The 25,668-nt window shown below is 67.3% G+C and carries 18 protein-coding genes and 1 pseudogene; 10 read left to right on the top strand and 9 right to left on the bottom strand.

All coding sequences use genetic code 11. The annotated features are described in order from the left end of the window. Positions 1 to 53: 53 nt before the first annotated feature. Positions 54 to 1,049: an RcnB family protein gene (locus U1872_RS02565; RefSeq protein WP_332791295.1), complete on the top strand. Its 996-nt coding sequence runs from the start codon at positions 54 to 56 to the stop codon at positions 1,047 to 1,049. Positions 1,050 to 1,129: 80 nt separating this feature from the next. Next, the gene (locus tag U1872_RS02560) at positions 1,130 to 1,816 is read left to right on the top strand and encodes a prolyl hydroxylase family protein (RefSeq protein WP_332791294.1); all 687 of its coding nucleotides are present in this window, start codon (positions 1,130 to 1,132) and stop codon (positions 1,814 to 1,816) included. Positions 1,817 to 1,821: 5 nt separating this feature from the next. Here U1872_RS02560 and U1872_RS02555 read toward each other — a convergent pair whose 3' ends face one another. The 4 genes and pseudogenes from U1872_RS02555 to U1872_RS02540 form a co-directional block, all read right to left on the bottom strand. After that, positions 1,822 to 3,054 (bottom strand): helix-turn-helix domain-containing protein, encoded by a 1,233-nt coding sequence (locus U1872_RS02555; RefSeq protein ID WP_332791293.1) that lies wholly within the window; start codon positions 3,052 to 3,054, stop codon positions 1,822 to 1,824. A gap of 346 nt (positions 3,055 to 3,400) precedes the next feature. Next, positions 3,401 to 4,435: pseudogene (locus U1872_RS02550) on the bottom strand (motility-associated protein); the annotation flags it as partial. Positions 4,436 to 4,513: 78 nt separating this feature from the next. Continuing rightward, positions 4,514 to 5,350 (bottom strand): class I SAM-dependent methyltransferase, encoded by an 837-nt coding sequence (locus tag U1872_RS02545; RefSeq protein ID WP_332791292.1) that lies wholly within the window; start codon positions 5,348 to 5,350, stop codon positions 4,514 to 4,516. After that, positions 5,347 to 7,800, bottom strand: coding sequence for an HAD family hydrolase (locus U1872_RS02540; RefSeq protein WP_332791291.1), 2,454 nt, complete (start codon positions 7,798 to 7,800; stop codon positions 5,347 to 5,349). Before U1872_RS02540 ends, U1872_RS02545 begins: the two co-directional genes overlap by 4 nt. Before the next feature lie 129 nt (positions 7,801 to 7,929). Here U1872_RS02540 and U1872_RS02535 point away from each other — a divergent pair, with 129 nt between their 5' ends. Then, positions 7,930 to 8,289 (top strand): flagellar biosynthesis regulator FlaF, encoded by a 360-nt coding sequence (locus U1872_RS02535; protein WP_332791290.1) that lies wholly within the window; start codon positions 7,930 to 7,932, stop codon positions 8,287 to 8,289. Between the two features lie 27 nt (positions 8,290 to 8,316). On the opposite strand, the gene U1872_RS02530 is transcribed toward U1872_RS02535, so the two are convergent. Genes U1872_RS02530 through U1872_RS02520 form a run of 3 tightly spaced genes read right to left on the bottom strand, consistent with a single transcriptional unit; the run spans position 8,317 to position 11,499 of the window. Then, on the bottom strand, positions 8,317 to 9,627 hold the full coding sequence (locus U1872_RS02530; protein ID WP_332791289.1) for a methyl-accepting chemotaxis protein: 1,311 nt from the start codon (positions 9,625 to 9,627) through the stop codon (positions 8,317 to 8,319). Then, complete coding sequence (locus U1872_RS02525) at positions 9,597 to 9,902, bottom strand: hypothetical protein (RefSeq protein WP_332791288.1); 306 nt, start codon at positions 9,900 to 9,902, stop codon at positions 9,597 to 9,599. The genes U1872_RS02530 and U1872_RS02525 overlap by 31 nt, the downstream gene beginning before the upstream one ends. Positions 9,903 to 9,960: 58 nt before the next feature. Further along, positions 9,961 to 11,499 carry a methyl-accepting chemotaxis protein gene (locus tag U1872_RS02520; RefSeq protein WP_332791287.1) on the bottom strand — a complete coding sequence of 513 codons (1,539 nt, stop codon included), beginning with the start codon at positions 11,497 to 11,499 and terminating at the stop codon, positions 9,961 to 9,963. A gap of 500 nt (positions 11,500 to 11,999) precedes the next feature. Here U1872_RS02520 and U1872_RS02515 point away from each other — a divergent pair, with 500 nt between their 5' ends. Then, complete coding sequence (locus tag U1872_RS02515) at positions 12,000 to 12,365, top strand: hypothetical protein (RefSeq protein WP_332791286.1); 366 nt, start codon at positions 12,000 to 12,002, stop codon at positions 12,363 to 12,365. Between the two features lie 2 nt (positions 12,366 to 12,367). Here the strand turns inward: U1872_RS02515 and U1872_RS02510 are convergent, their stop codons facing one another. Both U1872_RS02510 and U1872_RS02505 read right to left on the bottom strand, forming a co-directional pair. Continuing rightward, entirely contained in the window at positions 12,368 to 12,988 is a 621-nt protein-coding gene (locus U1872_RS02510; protein ID WP_332791285.1) for a response regulator transcription factor, read from the bottom strand. A gap of 16 nt (positions 12,989 to 13,004) precedes the next feature. Next, positions 13,005 to 15,650 carry a PAS domain-containing sensor histidine kinase gene (locus U1872_RS02505; RefSeq protein ID WP_332791284.1) on the bottom strand — a complete coding sequence of 882 codons (2,646 nt, stop codon included), beginning with the start codon at positions 15,648 to 15,650 and terminating at the stop codon, positions 13,005 to 13,007. 402 nt (positions 15,651 to 16,052) lie between these two features. Here U1872_RS02505 and U1872_RS02500 point away from each other — a divergent pair, with 402 nt between their 5' ends. The 6 genes from U1872_RS02500 to U1872_RS02475 all read left to right on the top strand — a co-directional run bounded on the left by U1872_RS02500 (position 16,053) and on the right by U1872_RS02475 (position 25,573). Continuing rightward, positions 16,053 to 18,131, top strand: coding sequence for a hybrid sensor histidine kinase/response regulator (locus tag U1872_RS02500; RefSeq protein WP_332791283.1), 2,079 nt, complete (start codon positions 16,053 to 16,055; stop codon positions 18,129 to 18,131). A 73-nt stretch (positions 18,132 to 18,204) separates the two neighbouring features. Beyond that, complete coding sequence (locus tag U1872_RS02495; protein WP_332791282.1) at positions 18,205 to 18,819, top strand: TetR/AcrR family transcriptional regulator; 615 nt, start codon at positions 18,205 to 18,207, stop codon at positions 18,817 to 18,819. Between the two features lie 330 nt (positions 18,820 to 19,149). Next, positions 19,150 to 19,545: a hypothetical protein gene (locus tag U1872_RS02490; RefSeq protein ID WP_332791281.1), complete on the top strand. Its 396-nt coding sequence runs from the start codon at positions 19,150 to 19,152 to the stop codon at positions 19,543 to 19,545. Further along, positions 19,542 to 20,828: an efflux RND transporter periplasmic adaptor subunit gene (locus tag U1872_RS02485; RefSeq protein WP_332791280.1), complete on the top strand. Its 1,287-nt coding sequence runs from the start codon at positions 19,542 to 19,544 to the stop codon at positions 20,826 to 20,828. The genes U1872_RS02490 and U1872_RS02485 overlap by 4 nt, the downstream gene beginning before the upstream one ends. Positions 20,829 to 20,963: 135 nt before the next feature. After that, positions 20,964 to 24,161, top strand: a complete 3,198-nt coding sequence (locus U1872_RS02480; protein WP_332791279.1) for an efflux RND transporter permease subunit — start codon at positions 20,964 to 20,966, stop codon at positions 24,159 to 24,161. An 8-nt stretch (positions 24,162 to 24,169) separates the two neighbouring features. Continuing rightward, a complete protein-coding gene (locus U1872_RS02475; protein WP_332791278.1) occupies positions 24,170 to 25,573 on the top strand; it encodes an efflux transporter outer membrane subunit in 1,404 nt (467 codons plus the stop codon). Positions 25,574 to 25,668: the final 95 nt, after the last annotated feature.

The following is a 25,668-nucleotide window of genomic DNA, read 5'->3' as shown; positions in this document are numbered from 1 at the left end:
TAGCTGCCCTAACGGTCGGGCATGCTGTTCGAACGAGACTGAAGGAAGTATCGATGCGCAAGTCTTTGCTCGCCGCGATCATGGCGGCCTCTGCGTTGATTCCCGCTGCGGCGATGGCGCAGGACACGAACGAACGGCCGCATCGCGGTGATGGCCAGGGCCGTGGCCAGCAGGAGGGCCGCCAGCAACGCGGGCCGATGCCGGGCGCCGAGGGCCGCACCCAGTGGCAGCGCCCGCAAGCACAGCCGCAACAACAGCCGCCGGCGCAAGCGCCGGTGCAGGTCCAGCAGCAGCAGCAGCAGCGCTACGACGGCGGTCGACCCGACCGCCGGGGTGGCGGCGGACGCGACTTTGGCGGTCGCGGCGATTATCGCGGCCAAGTCCAGCCCGGTCAGGTCCAGCCCGGTCAGGTCCAGCCCGGCCAGGTGCCGGGTGTCCCGCCGCCGCAGCAGGTCCGCGGCGATGGCCGTCCGGACGGCCGCCCGGATTTCAACGGCGGCCCGCGTGGCGCGCGTCCCGACGGTGTGCCGGGCCAGCGCGATGGTCGTCCCGACTTCAACCGGGGAAATCGCGGCGACGACCCGCGCTTCAACGGTGGCAACCGCTTCGGCGACGGGCGCGACAATGCGTATCGCGGCAACGCCGGCCGCGACGGCGCGCACGGTTATTATGGCGGTTACGGCAACCGCAACGACTCCGCTAATCGCAACTGGGACAATCGCAGCCGGGACAATCGAGGCTGGAGCCGTGACTGGCGGCGGGACAATCGCTACAATTATTCTGGCTACCGCAACCAGAACCGCAACCTCTATCATCTCCCGCGCTACTATGCGCCGTATGGCTGGAATGGCGGATATCGGCGTTTTTCGATCGGCTTCTCGCTGAGCTCGGTGCTGTTCGACCAGAATTACTGGATCGAGGATGCCGATTATTATCGGCTTCCACCGGCATATGGGCCGTATCGCTGGGTGCGCTATTATAACGATGCGCTGCTGGTCGATATCCGCACCGGCTCGGTTGTCGACACGGTGTACGACATCTTTTGGTGATCGGTTTGCCCTGACGAAGCGAGGGGTCCGCGAAAGCGGGCCCCTTGTCTTTTCGGGCGCCAGCGGCAAAGTCGCCGGCGATGGCTCTCTTTGCTCGGAAACCGAACGGCACCTCGCCGATCCGCCGCAAGTTCGGCGAAAGCGTCGCCGAACGGCTCGACGCGAACCCCGCGGTGACGCGCGCGAAGGTCGACAGCGTCCAAATCTACCAGCATCCCGCGTTCCTCGATGCCGCCACCTGCGACCAGCTCGTCGCGCTAATCGACGCCAACAAGCGCCGCTCGACCGTGCTGGCGGAAGAGAAGATCCAGGACTTCCGCACCAGCGAAAGCTGCGACATGGATCGTTGGTCGCCCGAGGTCCGCCCAACCGACGAGGCGATCGCCGCCCTGCTCGGCATCGATCCCGTCCACGGCGAGACGATGCAGGGCCAGCGCTACGCGGTCGGCCAGCATTTCCGCGCGCATTTCGACTATTTCAACGAAAAGCAGGCCTATTGGCCGCAAATGATCGAGACCGGCGGCCAGCGGACGTGGACCGCGATGATCTACCTCAACGATGTCGCCGCCGGCGGCGCGACGTGGTTCCCGCAGATCGGGATGCGTTTCGCCCCCAAGAAAGGCCTGCTGCTCGCCTGGAACAACATGAACCCCGACGGCAGCCGCAACACCGACACGCTGCACGAGGGGATGCCGGTCGTCGCCGGCACCAAATATATCGTCACCAAATGGTTCCGCGAGGGCCATTGGATCAAGCCCGCGCGCTGAGCCCCCTAAGCGAACACCGCCGCGATGATCCCGACGATATCGGCGGGATCGAGCGCATCGAGATCGACCTCGAGATCGGGTGACACGCTATACCCCTTGGCGGCGCCCGTGCGATCGACCGTGACGGTGACGAGCCGATACCCCTCGTCGCTGCGGATCGCGGCGAGACCGCCAGCGACCGCCGCATGGTCGGGATCGGCGACGACGACCGCACTCGCCGGCAATCCGGCGCCGAGCGTGGCGCGACAGACGCGGAGCGCAAAGGCCCGCGGGCCGGCGCGGCGCGGCGCCTCGATCGTCGCCTCGCTCGGCGTGAAGGCGATCAGCCCGCCGACCAATGCGCTGCCATGGACCGGCAGCAGGCGCGGCGATTCGGCCGGGGCCGCGAGTGGCTCGGCGCGCGGCACAGACGGCGGCACGGGCGGAGGCGGCGGCGGCGGCGGGGTTTCGGAGTGTCGTTGCGCACGCTTGGGTTTCGCCGCCTTCGTCGCCAATTCCGCCCACAAGGCGGCGATCTTGTCGCGCGTGCGCAGGCGCCGCACCTCGGGATCCGCGATCGTTTCGACGAAGGGATCGAGCAGGCCCTCGCGATAGCGGGCGAGCACCAGCGCGCGTAGCGCGGCCTCGTCGGCGACCCCGAACAGCCGGCACACCGCCGCCTGCGTTGTCACGTTCCAGCGCTCGAAGGTCTTCTGCGCGTTTTCGAGCCGGGACAGGATGACGGCTGGAAGCCCATGCTCCTTGTCGAGCGCGGCGATCGTCAGCGCGGCATCGCCGTTGCGCAGCACGCGCAGCGCGGCGGCGAGAAGGATGGCGAAGCGCTCTTCGGCGTCCGAGGCGCGACGTCCGTCCTGAAACGGCAACGCCCAGGTCGCGATGTCGAACGCTGCGTCGTCGAGCGCGATCAGCAGATCGGTCGGCGCGACATCGAGCGCATGCGCAATCCGCACGAGTTCGTCGGCGCGTGCGACGACTTCGCCGCGTTCGATCTTCGACAGCCGGATATAGGGGATGTCGGGCAGGCTCTCGCTCAACGCCATCAGCTTCTGCAGGCCTTGCCGCCGCCGCTGTTCGCGTATGCGATTGGGAAAGACGAAGCCGCGATACGGATCGAGCACGACCGGACGCGGCGTCGCCGCATCGCGCGGCGGCTCGGTTTGAATCGCCGTCCCCTGTACCGTGCGCGATGGTGCTGCACCGCGCTTGGCGGCGGCCTGCAATGATCGGGAACGAGCCATGCTATCCTTTGTCGACATGATCAACGCGCCGTGTTCGAGCGTCTCTGTCTATAGGATGACCGTTGCCGTTTCAATTATTGGTTAACGAGCCGTCGCGATGTGATCGACCGGGGGCTTACCCGGCGTCACATCGCGCAATTGGGTCGGCTCAATGGTGGGCGCGGCTGCCCGGCGCGTTCCCCTGCGTGAGGCTCGGGCCGATGAGCACGGCGTCATGCTGTTCGTCGGTCCCCAGCTCGCCGCCAAAGGCCGCCCGGATCGGCGCAGTCGCGGTCGGCGCGATCGCCACGACGCGCGACAGCATGTTGTGCGGCTGTCCGATCGGCGGAAGAATTGGCGCAGTCGTCGGTGTCGGGCTGGCGACCGAGCGTGCGCGCGCGGCGCTCGGTTTGGCCCGGCGATAATCGGCCATCATCGCGAAGCGCGGATGCGTCGCGGCAAGCTCGCCGATCGTGCGCGACGCGCGCTTGGTGATCTGGCGGACGCGTTCCTTGGTCACGCCGGTGTCGGTGCCGAGCGCATCGAGCGTGCTCACGTCGAACACACGCCGCTCGATGATCTCCCGGTCGCGCGCGAGCTTCTGCTCGAGCTTCTCGGCCTCGATCGGGCAGATCCCGCGCAAGCGCGGTGCCGTATCGCCGTCGGCGCGCGGCATGCGCTTCGGCCGCGGACGGCGGCGAAGCTGGTCGATCCCGGCGGCGCGCTGCTGATCGATATATTCCTCGATCAGCGACGACGTCGCCGCGAGCGCGAGATAGTCGGCAGCGCCCGCCTCGGTCCGCGCCAGCGCGCCTTCATCTTCGAGCACCGCCTCGAGCGAGGCCTCTTCGCCATCGCTGTTGCTCGTCGTCGCGTGCAACGAGACGGTGACGGCATCGACCTTCTTCGCCGATGGGCGCTGGTCGGTCATCACGCGGAAGCGCAGGCTCTGCAATTCGCCGCGGATCTGCCAATTGACGAAGGTGGTGAACTGCGCCTTCTCGGGATCATAATCGCAGATGAAATCGATCAGTTGATGGTCGGCGAGCAGGCGTGGATAGGGCGCGAACAGCTTGCTCGACGCAGGTTCGTCGAGATGCGGTTCGATCCCCGTTGCGCCACCCTTCTTGAAGGTCGAGAGCAGGCGGAACAGCAGCGTGAGGAGGTCGCGATAGTCGCTTTCCTTCCAGCGCGGTCCCTTGAACGACCGCACCAGCCCCTTGCCCGCCAGCTTGACCGTGCCGAGCGAATTGCCGACGATGAACGCGCCGATCGCGGCGCCCCCGATCGCCATCATTTCGTGCGGAAGCGCGTGGAGAATGACCTCCATCTTGCCGCCCGACATCAGAAAGCTGCCGAACACGCATCCCAGGATGAGCAGAAAACCAATCCCGTTTAGCATGACTTATTCTGCTTCCCCGACGTGTAAACCTGTTTTATTATAGGATGAATCACCATCCCGACCGCGGAATTGGCAAATCTATTCCGAGGTCATCGCGGCGGTCCGCGCCGAGCTGTCCTGCCACTCGATCACCTTGAGATAGTTGCGCAGGCGATTGAGCTCGACGCTGGCGAGCAGGCGGTTGTCGTGGAACGGCGCGAGCAGGACGGCGAGGTCCGGGCTCCATTCCGCATCGACGTCGAACACCACGCCCAGCCCGAACACCGCGGGGATGTTCGCAAAGGCGAGCATCCGCCCGTCGCGCCCGGCCTCGGCGATGAAATCCTCGACCGCGGTCAGCACGCCGTTGCGCGGACCACCCGAGCGATCGGCCATCGCCCAGTTCGTTTCGCCCCGAAACCCCTGCCCGGGGACAAGCTCGACACGGTCGAGCATCGCACCGGCGCCATAGGTGTAGGCCTGCCGGAAGGCGGGCGGAATCCGCTCGGGCGCATAATACATATCGCGCCGCCCGGTCGGCCAGCTGACGTCATGCAGGAAGACGAGCAACGGCCGGCCATCGCGCCGGCTGACGCGATCGGCCGCCTGCAATTCGTGGAGCACGGTGTAATAATTGTGGTCGCCGTCGATGATCCAGGCGTCGACCTCGGCGAGCGTATCGATCACCGCGAGGCTCGGCTGGGCGATATGCGTCACCACCGGCGCCTGTGCCGCCCACGCCGCAAAGTTCGGCGAGGGCGTGGGATCAATGCTGGTCAGATGTCCGTCGGTTGCCATCACATAATCGGCCAACAGATGCGACATGCCGCCGAATTCGGCCCCGATCTCGACGACATGACGCGCGCCGGCGCGCTCGAGCGCGGCAAAGATCAGATCGGCAAATTCTGCCATCGAATGGATCAGCAGGTTGCTCATCGCGTCGTTTCCCCGGTTTCTTCGCCAATCCGCGCGTGCGCCGTCGCGGCGCTCGAGGGTCCGGCCGCCGTGGCGGCGTCGCGGATCACGATCGGGCGGAACACCACTGCCAGCATCATTTTACGCGCGTCGCGGCGCGGCGGCGGTGGGATCATCATGAAGGCGGCATCGTCCTCGCAGCGGAACAGGTGCGGCGCGGTCCGCTCCATTCCCTCGAGCGTCGGCACGGCCTCAATCTCCTCGGCACCGCTCCGCTGCTTCTCGCTCAGGAAGCGATCGACCGGCATGAACGTCGCACTCTCGACCTGCAGCCATTCGTAGAGTCGGCCGAACTGCAGCCCGATCGCGAAGCGACAATCGTCGATCGGGATCGGCGCGATGAAATAGCCGTCATGCGTCGGCGTAGCGGTGATCGTCGCGGTATCGACCTTGCGACCGTCGGCGATCAGCACCGGCAGCGTGATCGTCTTGTCGACGAAATCGGCATATTTGAGCGCGAGCCCGAAGCGCTTGTGCGCGAGCAGCGTCAGCCGCACCGCGAGCCCCTCGCCATGAAGTTCGGCCGGCAGATACATCCGCTCGGCGCCGCGCATGTAGAACAGCCCGCGCTGTCGCAGCCCGCGCCGCGCGATCGTCGGATCGAACAGCGGCACGGTATCGCCGACGCCGAGATTGACGTCATGCTGGAACTGTTCGAGCACCGCGAGTTCGTCGGGCATCGGCAGGTACATCAGCCGCGCGAGCACGGCGGCGGCGGCGGCGGCGGGCCACGTAGCGGCGGACTCGTCGAGCGAGTTGGCAGCGACTGGACGGACCATTGCGGCGCCCGCCTCGCGCGCGAAGGCGAGCACGCCGCGCTGGACGGCGTCGCGCGTCTCGCTCTGCCTGCCCTTGATCGCATTGGCGGCGCGCACCGGCAGGCCTTGCGGCGTGTAATCGATCACCGACCCCTGCGCTGCGGTGCACAGCTGCTCGAGCACCGCGACGTTGCCGCACAGCGCCTCGAGCGTGTTGGCGTCATATCCGGCGCTGGCGATGAAACCGGCCTTGTCGAACCCCGACATCAGCTGCTCGCGCAACAGCAGGTAGCGCCCGGCGACCTGAACCCCCATCAGCCGGCGCAGCAGCGGATCGACCTGGTTCTGGACCGATCCGTTATAGCCGAGGTCGACCAGCATCAGCGTGTCGCCCGCAGCCGGTGCGATCGTTGCCCTGAGATAGCCGACGAGCCGCTCGGCAAAGCGCTGCGACCGTGCCAGCACGCGCCGCATCTTGGGACCTGCGCGCACCGCGCGCGTGAGCGCAGCATGCGTATCCGTCGCCGGAAGCGCGCGCAGCATCACGGAAATCTCGTTCGGCTCGAACAGCAATTGCTTCAGGATGGCGTGTGCCGGGGTGCCCTCTTCCGCCTCGAGATAGCGCAGCACCTCGGCCTCGTTCGCAAACGACGCGGCGGTCGCGGTGAAGCGGCTGATCTCGGTGGCATGCGTCGGCGTCGCGGGGGCGATCGCATCGAACACCAGCTGCGGCAAATAGCCGTCGCGCATCAGGAAGACGAGATGGACCTTTCCTCCGCTGGTCGCCCGCAGCGCCGTGGCCTCGTCGGCGATCCATTTGGCAAAGCCGTACAGCACGGGCCCGAGAACGGTGTAGCCGAGCCGCTCGGCCGGATCGGTGAGGCGCGGTTCGGCGATTGCGATCGCCGCGCGATGCGGCTGGCGGTTCGGGTTGGCGCGATCGTCGCCGACATGCAGCATCGCGCTGGTCGCCGCCTCGAGCCGCAGACGCTGCTCGGTCGTCGGGCTGAACTGCTTGAGGTGCAGCGCCTGCACGCCCGCGGCTTGCCCCGCGACGAAGTCGGCATTGCGATTGTCGCCGACATGGAGGATCGACTCGGGCCGTACGCCGAGCGCCCGGATCACCTCGCGGATCAGCCCCTCGCCTTTCGACAGGCCATAGTCGGACGAACAATGGATCGAGTCGATCAGCGCCCGCACGTCATCGCCCGCCGCGCGCGCGATGAGCTCACCGAGCTGCGCCCGGTCGAGATACGTGTCACTCGTAATTATAACACGCAACCCAACCCGCCGCGCCTCAACCATGAGCGCGATCGTCGGCGCGAAGCCGAAGCACAACGCAGCCTCGGCGGCGAGTTCGGCCGTGACACCGGCCGCCCGCACATCTGCGGCTGCGTTTGGCAGCAGTTGCGCATAGATGTCGGCGATCGCCACCTCGTTACGGCGATGCCGCACGGCGGCGCGCGACCGAGCGCGCTGCTCCGCCCAGACTCGCTGCTGCGCACTCGGGCCTCGTAGCGTCCGGAAGACGTCGCTCGGGGCGTGCGTCTGGCGCCACAGCAGGGTGTCGAAGCAATCGAGCGACAGAACCGCCAGATCGCGCCGACCTTCGAGCGCCGTCGGCAGATCGCCGGAGAAAATCATATCGTCCATCCGGACCCTCCCGCAAGAAATCCGGGCAAATCCGGACCTGCTCTTCATTATAGGAGAACTGCGGCGTGCGGTTGCCGCTCTCCGGACGCCAAACCGTCTAAAATAGGAAAGTCAGAAAGAGGAAGCCGCATGTCGCTAGCCGCCTATCACCGCACCCGCACGATCATCGAGTCGCCACGCCAAGCCGAACGCCGGCTGATGTGCGAGATCACCGGGGACATGATCCACGCCCGCGACGCCGGCCATTCGCGCGGCGCGCTGATGCCGTCGCTGCATCGGAATCGCGAATTGTGGAACACCTTTTCGGCGGTATGCGGGACCGCCGGCAACCAGCTGCCGCCAGGCGTACGCGCCGGGATTATCTCGCTCGCGCTATGGGTCGATCAGTTCACCAGCGACGTGGTCGCCGGACGCGAATCGATCGACGATCTCATTGCGGTCAATCGCGACATGATCGACGGCCTGTCGGGTACTGGGATGGCCGAGTGACCGGCTCACGGCTCGTCTTCAGCCGGTTCAGCTCGACGCCGGCGGGCGGCGCTTCTTGCTCTTCATGGCCCTCGCTGCGACGGTTTCGGGCGAGGGCCGGAAATGCACGGGCTGCTTCGGCGCCCCCCCCCCAACCCGGAACAGTTTCGCCTCGTTCGCCAGCGCGCTGACTTCACTCGTCAAGCTGCGCGCGGCGGCCGAGGTTTCCGCTACCATCGCAGCGTTACGCTGTGTAGCCTCATCCATCATCGTCAGAAGCGCGCTGAGATCGGTTACTATCCGCGATTGCGTCTTGCTGTCGCTAGCGACCGCGCTGAGCGCGGTGCGAACGTCCTCGATCTTGAGCGCGGCGACCGCAACGCGCTGATCGAGCGCGCGCACCGCCTCGACCGCTGCAGCGATATCGACCTGCGTCGCGCGCGACGGATCACGCGCGCGCCGGACCTCGGCCTCGACGCGCACCGACAGATCGGCGATGAGATTGGCGACGGCCGCAAAGCTGCGCCCGGCCTCCCCCGCTCGACCGGCTTCCACCGCGGCGTTCATCGCCAGCAGCCGTGTCTGCACCGCCATCTTGTCGAGCGCCGCAATCACGCGATCGGTCCGCTCGGCGCTGGCGGTCACTCGCGCGATGGCGCGTACCGCGGCATCGATCATGCCACGTCCCGCGACGACCGCCGCTTTCGCTTGGTCGGCGCGCGTCACCGTCGCGGCGGTTGCAGCGCTATTTGCGCGAAGGCACGCGTCGACGCCCGCGAGCGTCGCCGAAACGCTGCGCAGCCGCGCGGCGCCATCATGCGTGCGACGCGCCAACGCCTCCGACGCGCGAGCGATCTCGACCGATGTCCCGCGCATCCCGCTGGCACCTTCGCCGACTGACCCGATCAGCCTGCGCAAGGCCCCCAGCGCTACGTTGAAATCGCTTTTCAGCGCGCCGTAACCGCCAGGGTAATCCACGGTGATTCGCGTCGTCAGGTCGCCCTCGGACAGTGCCTCGAGCGCGTGGCCGAGCGACGCGGCGACCATCGCGACCGCCTCGCTCTGCAGCGAATGCGCGTCGGCGCGCTCGGCCTGGCGGCTTTCCCGCTCGGCCGCTTCCCGCGCGCTCGTGGCCGCGAGCGCGTCGATCTGTCGGGTGAACCAGAGCAGCGTCGCCGTCTCGACGATCAGCAGTGCCGCTTGGATAGCGATGCGATCGAGCGAAACGCCCGCCAATCCCCACTCCGGCGCGTAGAGCGCGAGGCCAAGGTGCAGCAGCAAAAGGCTTGCCGCCGCGATGGCGATCGCGCGCCAGTCGCACAGCGGTGTTAGCAACGCGAGTAGCACGGCGGTGCCCATGACGAGGTCTCCCGGCTCGGTCCGGCCCGCCGCAAAGAGCAATAGGAGAGCCGGGAGCGGAGCGGCAAGCACGCCCGCCAGCGACCGTGCGAGGGGGTGGGGGGGAGCTTTAGCAGTATGATGGCAAGTGTGATGGCAAGCGTGGCGGCGATGCCTTTGCCGGGGGTGGGCCGCAGCAGCGCTTCGAGCGTGATCAGCCCGGCCACGCCCACCCCGAGGACGGCGAGCAGGCGCATGCCGAGCAGACGAAACGGCGCGAGATCAAGCGGCGTCATGCAATCTCCTCATCCCCCGTCCCATCGATCGCGGGCCGGTCGATCCGGCCAACTGTCGTCAGAAGGCATTCCAATCGTCATGGTCCGCACCGCTCGAGACGGCGAACGCCGCCTGGACCTTGACCGGCGGCGTGTACGGCGCGGCTTTGGGGGCGAGCGCTTTCGGCGGGGCGCGATCGGCCGGCGCGGCATCGGCGCTCCTGAACTGCGCGGCGTGGGCGGCCAGCGCGTTGACTTCGGTGGTGAGATTGCGCGCCGCCGCCGAGGTCTCCTCGACCATCGCCGCATTCTGCTGCGTCGATTGGTCTATCGCGCTGATCGCAGCGGTGATCTGCGTAATCGTCGCCGATTGCGCGACCGCATCGTCGGCGATCGTGCCGAGCAATGTGTGCACTTCGCCGACGTCGCTGGAGATGTTGGCAAGCGCACCGTCGACCTTCTGCACCGCGTCCACCGCGGTGACGATGTCGGTCTGCGTCAGCGTCAACTGATCGCGCGCGCGCTTGGCCTCCTCCTCGGCGCGCATCGCGAGCGCCGAGACGAGATCGGCGACGACCGCGAAGCCGCGGCCGGCATCGCCCGCCCGCCCCGCCTCGACCGCGGCGTTCATGGCGAGCACGCGCGTCTGGAAAGCGATCTTGTCGAGCCCCTCGATCACGCTGTCGATACCCTTGGCGCTGTCGCTGACGCGGCCCATCGCCTGGACGGCCTGGTCGGCGGTGGCCCGCCCGCCCCCGACCGTCGCGATCGCCTGGTCGGCGCGCGCCACCGTGCGCGTGGTCGATGCAGCACTGGCGCGCAGGCGAGTGTCCATCTGGACGAGCGACGCCGACGTCTCCTCGAGCGTGGCGGCAGCGCCCTCGGTCCGCCGCGCGAGATCTTCCGATGCGAGCGCGATCTCGCTCGATCCGGTGCGGATCCCGGCGGTACTGTCGCTTACCGCGCCGATCATGCTGCGCATCGCGGCGAGCGTCTGATTAAAACTGCCCTCGAGCGCCGCGAAGGTCGCCGGCAGGCCGGCCAGTTCCGACCCGAGATCGCCATCCGCCAGCGCCTGCAACGCCGTCGCCAGCTTGGCGATCGCCGCATTGCGCTCCATATCGTTCTGCTCGAAATAGATCGAGATCGACAGTTCGAGATCGAGCAAGGCCGCCTTGACGACCGCGATGCTGGCGGAAGCGGCAGTCGGGGCGCGAAACAGCGTCCACAGGCGCCGCCACGGCGAATACTGTTTGGCGATCCCGCGAATGAGGTTTTCGAGCACTAACGCGTAGGCGCCGACATACCAGCGCGGTTCGAGGCCGATCTTTGCGTGGATCGCGCCGATCCGGCGAACGCTCGAATAGAATTCGTCGTCGAAAGCGCCGCTGGAGATGCGCCGCCAATGGGCCTCCTGGGCCGACTTCGCACGTTGCATATGCGCGTCGTCGCGAAAGAATTTCGCGACTTCCGGCGTGGCGCGCGCGCTGGCGTAAAAGCGGTCGAGCGCCGGCCCGAGCAACCCCCCGATCTTCGGCTTGATCGCCGCCAACGTTACGCGCTGCGCCTGGTCGATCGCCATGAAATCGAGGCGAGACTGCACGGGTAAGTTCGACATCGGACATGTGCTCCTGTATCGGATCGCCAAAACAGCGGCATCGCTCCTGGGCCGCCGAAACCTGCTTGCGGCGGATCAACCGAGCGGGCGCCGCTGCCCGCAACGCGCCCCCCTCCGTACCGTCGTCGAGCGGTGTGCCACGCCACGGGATCGTCCCGCGCGGCAACCGAGCCAGCCGACGATCGCGCCTGCGGGGCGATCCGGTAGCGTTATAGGATAGGATTGATCCAGGCGGCGGTCCGAGCGGCGAAATTCTGCGCACGCGGCAGCGCCGGCGCCCACCAGGACGACTACCTAGGCGCAAAATGCCGCCGAATGCTGTTCTATAATGTTGGTAACGTGCCCCCGTGCGCCGAGTCCCTGCCTTCATGACGGGGCCGGCACGCAGGGATCTCGTCCGCCGGCCGCACTACGGGAAACCCCTTAAGGGATGTCTCGCGCATACGCGACCACAGTATGTCTGGTGAGCGTTGGTCACCCTCTTGGACACGTGCAGCACGATGGAACTTCGCGGTCAGTTGGTTCTAGCCGTGGCGGATGCCGGGCTGCGCAGCGTCCTGGCGGCGTTGCTCGGCATGGCGGGCGAGCTGCCGATCACGACCGCCGACCATCTCGATCCGACCCTCGGCGAGGAGCTTCGCGGTTCCTCGATGCTCATCATCGAAGACAGGCTGATCGACGCAGCTCCAGGCGAATGGATCGAAACGCTGCGCAACCAATGCTGGCTGGGTGACATGATCATCATCACCGAAGAGTCCGCCAGCGCAGTATCTGTCGATAGCGATGTCGTCGCAGTCGATCGGTGGAACGTCGCGGTGGCGATGCTCCCGATCGTCGCGCGTTGGCGCGCGCGCACGGCGACCTGACCTCACACGACGGGCACCAACCCCGCCGCAAAAGCGATCCGCAATGCCTCGGAAAGGCTGCGGACGTTGAGCTTGTCCATCATGTTGGCGCGATAGATCTCGACCGTCCGCGGGCTGATCGAGAGCTCATGCGCGATGACCTTGTTGGCCTGCCCCTCGATCAGCCCCATCAGCACGTCGCGCTCCCGCGCCGAAAGGCTGTCGATCGCGGTACGCGCGCGTTCGACCGCCGACTCTGCGTGATGCTGCTGTTCGATCGTGGCAAACGCCGTCTCCACGACATCCAGCAACACCCCGGGATCGCACGGCTTCTCGAGGAAATCGAGGGCGCCAAGCTTCCATGCCTGCACCGCCACCGTCGTCGCGCCCTGCCCGGTCAGGATGATCGCGCCGAACCGCCGCGGCGTCTTGGCGAGGACGCGCAACACGTCGAGGCCGTTCAGCCCGGGCATGTCATAGTCGAGCAGAATGCAGCCCGGCTCGAGCCCGTCGAGCTGCGCGACGAAATCGTCGCCCGAGCGATAGCCGAACACCATCAGATTGGGCCGCGTCGACAACAGGCTCTGCAAGGCAGTGCGCACCGACTGGTCGTCGTCGACAATATAGATACTGCGAGTCGCCATGGCGTATTTCCTTCGATCAAGCCGGCACGTTGGTGAGAGTGAAACGGAATAGCGCGCCGCCATTGGCGCAATTCGCCCCCTCGAGCGTACCGCCATGCGCTTCGATGATGCGGCGGCAGATCGACAAGCCCAAACCCATGCCGTCTTCATGCTTGGTCGACACGAACGGCATATACAGCTGCGCGAGCATCTGGTCGTCCAGCCCAGGGCCGCTGTCGGCGACGCTCACCTCGATCGTGTCGTCGTCGACCGGTCGGGTTCCGATCGTGATGCGGCGCGCGGCGCGCGGCATCTTGCGCAATTCGTCGGTCGCATTGCGAAGGAGGTTGACAAGCACCTGGCCGATCTGGACGCGGTCGGCGAAGACCGAGAGCGCCGTCTCGCCGAAATCGTAGAGCAGCTCGATTTCGTATCGCGAGCCCCCCAGAAACGCGAGCGACACCGCATCCTCGATAATGCCGCGGATCGGCACCACTTGCTTGTCGATCTGGTCCTTGGTCGCAAAGCTGCGCATGCTTCGGATAATCTCGCCGGCGCGCAACGCCTGGTCGCTGCCCATCCGCAGCAGCGAACGCCCTTGCTCGCGATTGGCCGGCTCCGCCAGCACGCGATCGGCCGCGCCAAGAAAATAGACGGTCGCTGCCAACGGCTGATTGAGTTCGTGCGCGAGGCTTGCTGCCATTTCCCCGATCACGCTGAGCCGCGAGACGTGCAGCAATTCGTCGCGCATCTCGGCAAGCCGCTCCTCGGCCGCCAGACGCTCGGTCAGATCGCGCGCAAAGCCGGCGAACAGCTGATGCTCGCCGATCTGCATGTCGCCCGCCCACATTTCGATCGGCACGAGGCTGCCGTCGCTGCGGCGCGCATGGGTCATCGGCGTCCGGGCGGTCATTCGGTTCGACCCTTTCGCCAGATAGCTGTCGAGCAAAGCGCGCATATGCTCCTCGTCTGGTTGCGCCGTGAGCATCGCGACGTTCGCGCCGATCGCCTGTTCCGCCGAATAGCCGTACAACTGTTCGGCCGATGCGCTGAACGCCTTGATCACCCCATGGGCATCGCAGATCACCATAGCCGAAGGCACGGTTTTCAACACCAGCCGAAACTGCTCCTGCTGCGCCAGCAACGCACTTTCACGCTCGTTGCGATCGGTCACGTCGACATGGACGCCGACCACCTTGGCCAACGCGCCCTGTTCGTCATACACCAGTCGGGCCGAACCCTCGAGGGCGCGCACCCCGCCGTTCGGCACGGTCATGCGATATTTGAAGTCGCAGCGCTCCTCGTTGCGGCTCACCGCCGCATCGATCGTTGCGAACACCGCGGCCATGTCGTTCGGGTCGATCCGGTCGACCCAATCGGACAGCTGCCCCAGGTCCCCGGGCTGCAGCCCGAAACGCTGCTCGAGACCGCTCGATGCGACGACCCTGCCGGTTGCGATGTCCCATTCGTTGGTGCCGATCTGCGCCGCGTTGAGCGCGAGCGCCAGATTGGCATCGCTTTCCTCGAGCGCTGCTTCCATCCGCACGCGCTCGGTGACATCGGTCATCTTGTGGACCAGCACCGGCGGGCGCCCGTCGGCCTGGACGAGCCGCACCTGCTCGAGCACATGCGTCAGGCTGCCGTCGCGGCGTCGCTCGATCAGTTCGCGCTCTCGGTCCGTCTCGACATTCTCCAGGACCGGCGAGAATGGCGGCTGCGCGTCGCGTGCGTGCAGGAATTCGTATTTGGAACGCCCAACCGCCTCCTTGGCGGTCCAGCCGTAGAGCTCCTCACACCCGCGCGACCAATGCCGGATGATTCCGTCGGTCGAGGTCAGCACGATCGGCGCCGAATCCATCGCGTTGGTCGTCTCCCACAACGCGGCGTGTTCGGCCGAAATCCGCGCGATCGCCCAGAGGATCAACGAGCCGAAGACCGCGATGTTCACGCCCGCGACGACCACGTCGACGACCAGCGGCGAAACCGATCCGACCTGATCGATCGTCACCTCGATCAGCGCGTTGACGGCGGGCACCCCCATGATGATCGGAAACGCCCGGCGCAGGACCTTGCCTTCCTGCGTGCCCTTGCCGGGCAGCTCGCCCCATTTGGGCCAGCCGCCCCAGATGAGGATCGCGACCGAGAGCGCGATCGCCTGGATCGTCGCGGGCAGGGACGGAAGGAAATTCGAGGACTGGGCATCGACGTGGGTCATGCCGAGCAACACCACCGCGCCCGACATCGCCGAAATGCCCAGGGTCACCAGCGCCAGCGCGGCCGCGGTGACGGGAACGCCGCGCGGTGAGCGCGCGGTCATCGCGGCTGCGAGCGCGAGCAGCGTCAGGTTGATGGTCGTCTGGGCGGCGGGGCGCCCGATCAGGCTACCCAGTGCAGGAAGGATCCCGTGGGCCTGCCACCAATTCCCGTCGATCAGCGGAAGCCCGGTCGCCGTCTGCACCAAGGTGAGCACGACGACTGCGACAGGAATGGCGAGCAAAAGGTCGCTCAGCCACAGACGGGACTGCCTTGCGGCGTAGAGCGCGGCTGCGATCGCACAATAGGCCAGCGCGGCGACCGGCTGGATCGGCGCACGGCGATTGCCGAACCCCGCCAGCAGCGGTGCATCGAGAAGTGCCCCGAGCACCGACAGGACTGCGCAGAGCCAGGTAACCAGCAAGAGCATTTTGAGGATTTTTTCAGCGGGTTCGCCCGTGAAAGTATGCATTATACGCAATTTGGGAAAAATCTCGATGATTTTAGGCCCTGGAAAAGATACTGAATACTACTTTACATTAACACTTCATCACAGTTCCGAAATATTTGCAATTCCGTATCGCCAAAAGATCGATATTGGTGATCGTACGGCACAAATATCAGCACCGCGAACACCTGTCGTCGCATCGGCGCGATCCCGGGGTCTTCATCGGACGGCGACCCGCTCGTGTCCGGATCGACGCGCGATACGGTACCTGCCTGTTCGCGGCGCGCGGCTGATCGCTGTAAAGCTCCGGGCTGGTCGCGCGCGGGCGGGCGCGTTAGATTGATCTGCCGAGGTGCGGCCTCGGCGCGGCAATGGGGGAGCGGCGTGTCGAGCGAATGGGACGAGGTCGACTGGGGCCAGACACCGCTTGGGCCGTGGGAGACGTGGTCGCCCGCGTTGCGCACTACCTATGACATCCTGCTTGCGAGCGGGTTCGCGATGTCGGCGAGCTGGGGGCCCGAGCGAACGTTCCTGTACAATCGCGCCTACGCTCCCTTCCTCGGCGATCGCCATCCCGCCGCGCTCGGCCAGCCGATGGCTCGGGTCTGGGCCGATGTCTGGCCCGACATCGCACCGCTCGTCGATCGGGCGATGGCGGGCGAGACGGTCAATCTCGAAAACCTGCACCTGGTGATGCTCCGCAACGGGCGGCCGGTCGATACCTATTGGACTTTCTCCTACAGCCCGGTGCGCGACTGCGATGCCCCGGCCGGTTTCCTCAACGTCACCTACGAGACGACCGCCATGATCGCCGCGCAGGAGAGCGATCGCATCAATGCCGAGCGCGTCGCGCTCGCGCTCGGCGCCGGGGCGATCATCGGGACGTGGTTCTGGGATCTGCCGAACGACGCCTTCGCGGTCGATGCGGCCTTCGCGCAGAGCTTCGGGCTCGATCCGGCGCTCGGGCGCACCGGAATCCCGCTCGAGCAGATCATTCGGACGGTCCATCCCGACGATAGCGCCGGGCTGGTCGCGGCGATCGACCAGGCGATCGCGCGCGGCGGTGCCTACGCCCACCAATATCGCGTCCAGCGCGGCGACGGGCGCTATTATTGGATCGAGGCGAACGGCCGCGTCGATCATGGCGCGGACGGCACGCCGCTGCGCTTTCCCGGCGTGCTGATCGACGTCGAGGAGCGCCGCGCGGTCGAGGCCGAGCGCGACCGCGCGATCACCGCGTTGCGCGCGCTGAACGACCAGCTCGAACAGCGCGTGTCGGAGCGGACCGCGGAGCTGACGAAGGCGGAAGAGGCGCTGCGCCAGGCGCAGAAGATGGAAGCGGTCGGCCAGCTGACGGGTGGCATCGCGCATGACTTCAACAATCTGCTCGCGGGGATATCGGGCAGTCTCGAACTGATGGCGATCCGGCTCGCGCAGGGGCGCACCGGAGACGTCGAGCGCTACATGGCCGCCGCCCAGGGCGCGACCAAGCGCGCCGCCGCGCTGACGCACCGGTTGCTGGCCTTCTCGCGCCGCCAGACGCTCGATCCCAAGCCGACCGACGTGACCCGGCTGATCGGCGGGATGGCGGAATTGATCCGGCGCACCGTCGGGCCTTCGGTCGAGCTCAAGGTGGTCGACGCGGTCGGCCTGTGGCCGGCGCTGGTCGACGCGCCGCAGCTCGAGAACGCGCTGCTCAACCTGTGCATCAACGCGCGCGACGCGATGCCCGACGGCGGGCGGATCACGATCGAGACCGCCAACTCCAGCCTCGACGCGGACGCTGCGCGGACACGCGACCTGCCCGCGGGGGAATATCTGTCGCTGTGCGTGACCGACACCGGCACCGGCATCGCGCCCGATATTCGCGACAAGGTGTTCGAACCCTTCTTCACGACCAAGCCGCTCGGCGCCGGCACCGGGCTTGGACTGTCGATGATCTACGGCTTCGCGCGGCAATCGGGCGGGCAGGTGCGGATCGATACCGAACTCGGCGAAGGCACCACCGTCTGCATCTATCTGCCGCGCCACCACGGCGCCGTTCACCTGGACGAGGCGCGCGGCGAGGCCGGCAGCCTGTCGCGCACCGACCAGGACCAGACGATCCTGGTGGTCGACGACGAGCCGACCGTGCGGATGCTCGTCGCCGACGTCCTGCAGGAGCTGGGCTACCGCGTGATCGAGGCGGCCGACAGCGTCGCCGGTCTCAGCATCCTCGAATCGGGCATGCGCGTCGATCTGCTGATCAGCGACGTCGGCCTGCCCGGTGGCATGAACGGTCGGCAAATGGCCGACGCCGCGCGCCGCAAACGCCCGGACCTCAAGGTCCTGTTCATCACCGGCTATGCCGAAAATGCCGCAGTCGGCAACGGCCTGCTCGAGCCGGGCATGGCGGTGATCACCAAGCCGTTCGCGGTCGACGCCTTTGCTGCGCGGGTCCGCGAGATGGTGGAGCGGGCCTGAACCGCGGCGATCGCCGCAGTGCCCGTCGGCCATGTCTGGACGTTTGCCGTACAGCGCCTATATACCGAACGGTATGAATAGCAGTTGCTCCATCTCGGCGCCGAAAGGCAGGCCGCGCGAGTTCGACATCGACGATGCGCTGGCGCAGGCGTTGCTCGTCTTCTGGCGCAACGGCTACGAAGCCGCGTCGATGACCGAACTGACCACCGCGATGGGGATCACCAAGCCCAGTCTCTACGCCGCATTCGGCAACAAGGAGCAGCTGTTCCACAAGGCGCTCGACCTCTACGAGCGCGAGAAGCTCGCCTATATGCGCTCGGCACTCGAAGCGCCGACCGCGCGGCTGGTCGCCGAGCGGCTGCTGCGCGGATCGCTCGAGATGCAGATGAGCACGTGCGATCCCAAGGGGTGCCTCGGGGTGATCAGCGCGGCGACCTGCGGCGCCGAGGCCGAACCGATCAAGTCCGAGGTGGTCAAGCGGCGCGCATCGTCCGAGGCAGCGCTGATCAAGCGCTTTGGCGAGGCGCAGGCCGCCGGCGAACTGCCCGAGGGCATGACGCCCGAGGCCCTGGCCCGCTTCCTCTTCGCTATCCTGCAGGGCCTCGCGCTGCAAGGCGGATCGGGCGCGACCTGCGCCCAACTGTCGCAGCTCGTCGAGACGAGCATGGCGGTTTGGCCGACCAAATAAAAACTTGCCGCTAAATATTCCGACCGGTACAGAATGCAGTTGACGCACTGCACAAGCGCTTTATATACCGACTGGTATTGAAGCTGGATCCTATCGCGGAGCCGGCAGCGACGAAGGGTCCCCACCCATGACCGAAGCGACCACCTGACCCACCCCGCCCGATCGGCGATCCGGTCGGGCCCCTCGCCATTTCCGATCATCGACCGGCCGGAGGCGTGCGCTTCCGGTGCTGGTTCGTCACGCCCGACGGGCGGCAATCGTGGACGCAGCGGCGTGCGCGAGGGGTGCCGCTCGTCCTTCCGCCAAAGACCCAAAACAGGGGGATTTCCCATGGCCTATCTGGACCTCGACAACATGTTCGCCGCGCCCGTCACGAGCCGCAGCCAGACCGGCGCGACCACTGCCGATGCCGGTTTTTCGGCGCTCGAATGGAGCGTTATCGCGCTGGCGCAGCGCGATACGCTGGGCAGCCTCAATACACCGGGCCGCCTGTCGCGCGCGCTCGGCGGGCTGTTCGGCCGCGGCACCTCGTCGCGCCTTGCCGATCCCAAGCTCGAGGCGCTGCGCCGCGCGGCGGTGCATGCCCGATATCGCGGCTTCGCCTTGCCGGCCACGGAGATCGCCCACTTCGAGTCCGTCGGCTTCAGCGAGGCGCAGATGGAAACCCTCATCACCAGCGTCACCGGGATGCGCGTCGGCCGCGCCAACGCGAGGATTTCGGCATGAACATGATCAGCCCGATCGAAACGACGACCGCAGTCGATGCGGCCGCCCCGCCGCCACCCCCGCCCCGCCCTGCGCCCCGCCGCTGGACGCGCTGGCAGAAGCGCGCTGCCGTCCTCGTACCGATCGCGATCGCCGGCGTTGTCGGCGTGAAGGTGTTCGATCATTCCGACGCCGTTGCCGCGCTCCCGCCACCCGCCGCCGTCACGATCGCCACGCCACTGGTGCGCCAGATCAGCGAGTGGGACGATTATGTCGGCCGGTTCGCGCCGAGCCGCTCGGTCGAGGTTCGCCCCCGCGTTGCGGGCGAAGTGACCGGCGTGCACTTCCACGATGGTGACGTCGTCAAGGCCGGGCAGCTGCTGTTCACGATCGACGCCCGCCCGTTTGCCGCCGCGCTGGCCGAGGCGCGCGCCAACGAAGCGAGTGCGCAGAGCGCGCTCGTCCTGGCGCGGACCGATCTTGGCCGCGCGACACGGCTGATCGCGGATGATGCAGTTTCGGCCGGCGAAGTCGACGCGCTGCGCGGGAAATTGCAGGCGGCGCAGGCCGGGCTTGCGGCGGCGCAAGCCCGCGTCCGCGCGCGTGCGCTCGACGTGTCGTTCACGCAGATCCGCGCGCCGATCACCGGGCGGATTTCGGATCGCCGGGTCGATGCCGGCAACCAGGTCGCCGGCGGCGAAGGGACCGGCGGGACGGTGCTGACGACGATCAACGCGCTCGACCCGATCTACTTCACCTTCGACGGCTCCGAGGCGCTGTTCCTCAAGACGCAGCGCAACCGCCAGCCGGGCGCCGCGGCGCCTGCGGTCGAGATCCAGCTGCAAGACGAGACGAGCCATCGCTGGAAGGGCAAGCTCGACTTCACCGACAACGGGCTCGACACGCATTCGGGCACGATCCGCGGTCGTGCGGTGCTCGCCAATCCGGGGCTGTTCCTGACGCCGGGGATGTTCGGCAACATGCGGCTCGCCAGCGCCGGGACCAAGCCCGCTTTGCTCGTCCCCGACGATGCGGTGCAGACCGACCAGGCGCGCAAGGTCCTGCTGACGGTCGATGGCAACAATGTCGTGACCGCCAAGCCGGTCGTCGTCGGCGCGGTGGTCGATGGGATGCGCGTGATCCGATCGGGCGTGGGCCCGCAGGACCGCATCATCATCAAGGGCACGCAGATGGCGATGCCCGGCGCCAAGGTCGCGCCGACGCTCGGCAAGATTGCGGTGTCGGCCGATGCCACGGCACCGACCGCGCAGCCGATCGCGGGCGAAGCGACTCTGTCGAAATAAGCGCCTTCTTCCCCGGCGAAGGCCGGGGCCCAGTAGAGATGAACTCTCCGCTCTAAAAACTGCCGTTCCACTCCTGGGCCCCGGCCTTTCGCCGGGGAACGACCAGTCGTGGGCGCCGTCCAAGGACAAAAATCCATGCGCTTCTCGCGCTTTTTCATCACCCGGCCGATCTTCGCCGGGGTCATCGCGGTGGTCATCACCATCGTCGGGCTGATCGCCTATTTCAGCCTGCCGGTGTCGCAATATCCCGACATCGTCCCGCCGACCGTGACGGTCAGCGCGGTCTATCCGGGCGCCTCGGCCGAGACGGTCGCGGAGACCGTCGCCGCCCCGATCGAGCAGGAAATCAACGGCGTCGACAACATGCTGTACCAGTCGTCGCAATCGACCGGCGACGGCAAGGTGACGATCACCGTCACGTTCAAGATCGGCACCAACCTCGATGCCGCGCAGGTGTTGGTACAGAACCGCGTCGCGGTCGCCGTCCCGCGGCTGCCCGAGGACGTGCAGCGTCTTGGCGTCGTCACGCGGAAAACCAGCCCCGACTTCCTGATGGTCGTCAATCTGATCTCGCCCGACAATTCGCTCGATCGCGGCTACATTTCCAATTACGCACTGACTCAGGTGCGCGATCGCCTCAGCCGCATCGACGGCGTCGGCGACGTGCAGCTGTTCGGCGCGCGCGACTATTCGATGCGCGTGTGGATCGACCCCGGCCGCGCCGCCGCGCTCGATCTGACCGCGGGCGAAATCGTCGCGGCACTCCGCGCACAGAACGTCCAGGTCGCCGCGGGCACGCTCGGTCAGCCGCCTTACGCCACCGGGAACGCCTTCCAGCTTAACGTCGAGACGCAGGGCCGCCTGACCGACCCCAAGCAGTTCGCCGACGTGGTGATCCGCACCGACAAGGATGGCCGCCAGGTCAAGGTCTCCGACGTCGCCCGCGTCGAGCTCGGCGCGCAGGATTATGGCGCGAACACCTATCTCAGCGGCAAGCCGACGGTCATCGCCGCGGTCTTCCAGCGCCCCGGCTCGAACGCGCTTGCCGCCGCGCAGGCGGTGTCCGCCGAGATGGAAACGATGTCGAAGAAGTTCCCCAAGGGACTCGCTTATCGCGTCATCTACAACCCGACCGAGTTCATCGCCCAGTCGATCGACGCGGTGAAGCATACGCTGATCGAGGCGATGATCCTCGTCGTGCTCGTCATCCTCGTCTTCCTGCAGAAATGGCGTGCGGCGATCATCCCGATCGTCGCGATCCCGGTCTCGCTGATCGGCACCTTCGCGGTGCTGGCGGCGGTCGGCTACTCGCTCAACAACCTCTCGCTGTTCGGACTGGTGCTCGCGATCGGCATCGTTGTCGACGACGCGATCGTCGTGGTCGAGAATGTCGAACGCAACCTCGAGCATGGGCTGTCTCCGCTCGAGGCGGCGCGCAAGTCGATGGACGAAGTGTCGGGCGCGCTCGTCGCGATCGTGCTCGTGCTGTGCGCGGTGTTCATCCCGACCGTCTTCCTCACCGGGTTGTCGGGCGCGTTCTACCGCCAGTTCGCGGTGACGATCTCGACCGCGACGATCATCTCGCTGCTGCTCTCGCTGACGCTGTCGCCGGCGCTCGCTGCCATGCTGCTCAAGCCGCATACCCCCGCGGATTCGGGCGGGCGCCTGACGCGCCTCGTCCGCCGCGCGGGCGACGCCTTCAACCGCGGGTTCGAGCGGATGAGCGAGGCCTATGGCCGCATGACGCTGCGGCTCGTCAGCGCGCCGCGCAAGATGATGCTGGCGTACGGCGCGCTGATCGCGCTGACCGCCGTCGTCTTCACGGTCACGCCGTCGGGCTTCGTGCCAGCGCAGGATCAGGGCTACTTCCTGACGATCATCCAGCTGCCGCCCGGCTCTGCGGTCGATCGCACCGATGCGGTGATGCAGAAGGTCGCCAAGCGCATCCTGCCGCTCGCCGGGGTCAAGGGCGCGGTGATGCTCGCCGGGTTCGACGGACCGTCGCAGACGCTCGCGCCGAACAGCGCGGCGGCCTACATCCCGCTCAAGAGCTTCGAGGAGCGTCGCAAGCTCGGCGTCAGCCTAGCCTCGATCATGGGGGAGGCGCAGAAGGCGACCGCCGACATCAATGAGGCTCGCCTTCTGATCGTCCCGCCCCCGCTGATCCAAGGGATCGGCTCGGCCGGCGGCTATCGCCTGATGGTGCAGGACCTGCAGGGCCACGGCTATCAGGAGATGGGCAAGACCGCCTACGGCCTGATCGGCCAGGCGAACCAGACCAAGGGGTTGGCGCAGGTCTACACCTTCTTCGACACCGCCACGCCGCGCATCTTCGCCGATGTCGATCGCACCAAGGCGAACATGCTGGGTGTCCCGCCGGAGCGCGTGTTCGAGGCGTTGCAGGTCTATCTCGGGTCGGCGTTCGTCAACGACTTCAACCTGCTCGGCCGCACCTACCGCGTCACCGCACAGGCCGATGCGCCGTTCCGCAACACCACCGCCGATATCGCCAACCTGAAGACGCGGTCGAACAGCGGGCAGATGGTGCCGATCGGATCGGTCTCGACCTTCCGCGACAAGACCGGGCCGTATCGCGTCGTGCGCTACAATCTGTTCCCGGCGGTCGAGGTCGATGGCGACACCGCGAAGGGGTCGTCGTCGGGCCAGTCGCTCGTCGCGATGGAGAAGCTCGCCGATACCGCGCTGCCGACCGGCTATGCGCACGAATGGACCGGCATCGCCTTCCAGCAGAAATCGGCTGGCAGCACCGCGGGGCTCGTCTTCGGCATGGCGGTGCTGTTCGTCTTCCTCGTGCTCGCCGCGCAATATGAGAGCCTGACACTGCCGCTCGCGATCATCCTGATCGTGCCGATGTGCCTGTTGGCCGCCATGACCGGGGTGAATCTGCGCGGGATGGACAACAATGTCCTGACGCAGATCGGGCTGGTCGTGCTGATCGCGCTGGCCGCCAAGAACGCGATCTTGGTGGTCGAGTTCGCCAAGCAGGCCGAGGAAGAGGACGGCCTGTCGCCGATCGAGGCGGCGGTCCGTGCCGCCAAGGACCGGTTGCGGCCGATCCTGATGACGAGCTTCGCCTTCATCCTCGGCGCGGTGCCGCTGGTGATCGCCGAAGGGGCTGGCGCCGAATTGCGCCAGGCGCTCGGCACCGCGGTGTTCTTCGGGATGATCGGCGTGACCGGCTTCGGCCTGCTCTTCACCCCTACCTTCTACGTCGTGGCGCGCGCGCTGGCGAAGCGGCTCGAACGCCGCCGCCCTGCCCAGCACGCGACCCATGGCCCCGCTGCCGCGCCCGCGCTGCAGCCAGCCGAATAGGAACGATCATGAAAGCCGTCCTGCTCACCAGCCTCTCCGCGCTCGCCCTCTCAGCCTGCGCCGCCGGGCCTAATTATGTCGCCCCCCTGCCCCCGCCGACCGCCGCGGCACCGTTCGTCACGACCAATGCCGCGACGGTCGCCAGCGATGCCGACCTCAACTGGTGGCGGATGTACCGTGACCCCGTACTCGACGGGCTCGTCGCCGATGCGCTCGCGGCGAACACCGATCTGCGCGTCGCGGTCGCGCGGCTCGACACCGCCCGCGCTTCGCTGCGCGGCGCCAAGACCGACCGCGAGCCGCAGGTGAATGCCGGCGCGAGCGGCAACTACGCGCGAGCCTCGCAATTGCAGAGCCTGCCCGGCTTCGCGCGCGAGCGTGCCACCTACGATGTCGGGCTCGACGTCAGCTACGAACTCGACCTCTCGGGTCGCGTGCGTCGCAACGTCGAGGCGGCGCGCGGCGATGTCGGCGCGGCGCAGGCCGATGCCGATGCGGTGCGCGTCTCGATCGTCGCCGCCACGACGCGCGCCTATGTCGATGCCGCCTCGTCGGCCGAGCGGCTCGCAGTCGCGCGGCGGATCGTCGACCTGCTCGAAAAGTCGACGACGCTGACTGGCAAGCGCGTCGATGCCGGGCGCGCGACCAAGCTCGACCAGGTCCGCATCGCCGCGCTCCGCGATCAGCGCGCCGCGCTCGTCCCGCAGATCGAGAGCGAGCGGCAGGCCGCGCTGTTCCGCCTGGCGACGCTCACCGGCCGTACGCCGCGCGATCTCCCCGCCAGCGCCGGCGCGCGCAGCACCACGCCGCGGCTCGACCAGCCGATCCCGATCGGCGACGGGGCGGCTTTGCTCGCCCGACGCCCGGACGTTCGCGCCGCGGAACGGCGGCTTGCAGCGGCCACCGCGCGGATCGGGGTGCAGACCTCGCAGCTCTATCCGCAGATCTCGCTCGGCGCCTCGATCGGCTCGACCGCGACCACTGTCGGCGATCTGTTCACCGGCGGCCCCGTCCGCTGGCTGCTCGGCCCGCTGCTCAACTGGTCGCTCAACCAGTCAGCGGCGCGGGCGAGGATCGCCGGCGCCAAGGCCGAGACGCGCGGCGCGCTTGCGACCTTCGACGGCAGCGTGCTGACCGCGCTCGAAGAGACCGAGACCGCGCTGTCGACCTATGCCCGCGAACTCGACCGCCGCACCCAGCTCCTGTCGGCGCGCGACAATGCCGCGACCGCCGCGCGGATCACCCGCGCGCGGCAGCGCGAAGGCACGATCGACTTTCTCGAAGTGCTCGATGCCGAACGCACCTTCGCCGACAGCGACGCCGATCTGGCTGCCGCCGATGCGCGGATCGCCGATGCGCAGATCGACCTGTTCCGCGCGCTGGGGGGAGGCTGGCAGACCGCGCGGAGCTGAGATCGCCAAACCGGGTGACGGCGGGCGGAGACAAAACGGAATTGGTCCGTTTCCGCCACGTCCCCGACTTGGAGGTTGCGTTCGCCCGATGCGAC

It is taken from the genome of Parasphingomonas frigoris (assembly GCF_036663815.1).
Classification (GTDB): domain Bacteria; phylum Pseudomonadota; class Alphaproteobacteria; order Sphingomonadales; family Sphingomonadaceae; genus Sphingomonas.
Note: the sequence above shows the minus strand (reverse complement) of the source record. Positions and strands in the feature narration are given on the sequence as shown.

Bases quoted from the DNA above. Each gene is read 5' to 3' on its own strand.
- U1872_RS02565 (WP_332791295.1), top strand. From the start codon at position 54: ATGCGCAAGTCTTTGCTCGCCGCGATCATGGCGGCCTCTGCGTTGATT.
- U1872_RS02560 (WP_332791294.1), top strand. From the start codon at position 1,130: ATGGCTCTCTTTGCTCGGAAACCGAACGGCACCTCGCCGATCCGCCGC.
- U1872_RS02555 (WP_332791293.1), bottom strand. From the start codon at position 3,054: ATGGCTCGTTCCCGATCATTGCAGGCCGCCGCCAAGCGCGGTGCAGCA.
- U1872_RS02545 (WP_332791292.1), bottom strand. From the start codon at position 5,350: ATGAGCAACCTGCTGATCCATTCGATGGCAGAATTTGCCGATCTGATC.
- U1872_RS02540 (WP_332791291.1), bottom strand. From the start codon at position 7,800: ATGGACGATATGATTTTCTCCGGCGATCTGCCGACGGCGCTCGAAGGT.
- U1872_RS02535 (WP_332791290.1), top strand. From the start codon at position 7,930: ATGTCGCTAGCCGCCTATCACCGCACCCGCACGATCATCGAGTCGCCA.
- U1872_RS02530 (WP_332791289.1), bottom strand. From the start codon at position 9,627: ATGGGCACCGCCGTGCTACTCGCGTTGCTAACACCGCTGTGCGACTGG.
- U1872_RS02525 (WP_332791288.1), bottom strand. From the start codon at position 9,902: ATGACGCCGCTTGATCTCGCGCCGTTTCGTCTGCTCGGCATGCGCCTG.
- U1872_RS02520 (WP_332791287.1), bottom strand. From the start codon at position 11,499: ATGTCGAACTTACCCGTGCAGTCTCGCCTCGATTTCATGGCGATCGAC.
- U1872_RS02515 (WP_332791286.1), top strand. From the start codon at position 12,000: ATGGAACTTCGCGGTCAGTTGGTTCTAGCCGTGGCGGATGCCGGGCTG.
- U1872_RS02510 (WP_332791285.1), bottom strand. From the start codon at position 12,988: ATGGCGACTCGCAGTATCTATATTGTCGACGACGACCAGTCGGTGCGC.
- U1872_RS02505 (WP_332791284.1), bottom strand. From the start codon at position 15,650: ATGCTCTTGCTGGTTACCTGGCTCTGCGCAGTCCTGTCGGTGCTCGGG.
- U1872_RS02495 (WP_332791282.1), top strand. From the start codon at position 18,205: ATGAATAGCAGTTGCTCCATCTCGGCGCCGAAAGGCAGGCCGCGCGAG.
- U1872_RS02490 (WP_332791281.1), top strand. From the start codon at position 19,150: ATGGCCTATCTGGACCTCGACAACATGTTCGCCGCGCCCGTCACGAGC.
- U1872_RS02485 (WP_332791280.1), top strand. From the start codon at position 19,542: ATGAACATGATCAGCCCGATCGAAACGACGACCGCAGTCGATGCGGCC.
- U1872_RS02480 (WP_332791279.1), top strand. From the start codon at position 20,964: ATGCGCTTCTCGCGCTTTTTCATCACCCGGCCGATCTTCGCCGGGGTC.
- U1872_RS02475 (WP_332791278.1), top strand. From the start codon at position 24,170: ATGAAAGCCGTCCTGCTCACCAGCCTCTCCGCGCTCGCCCTCTCAGCC.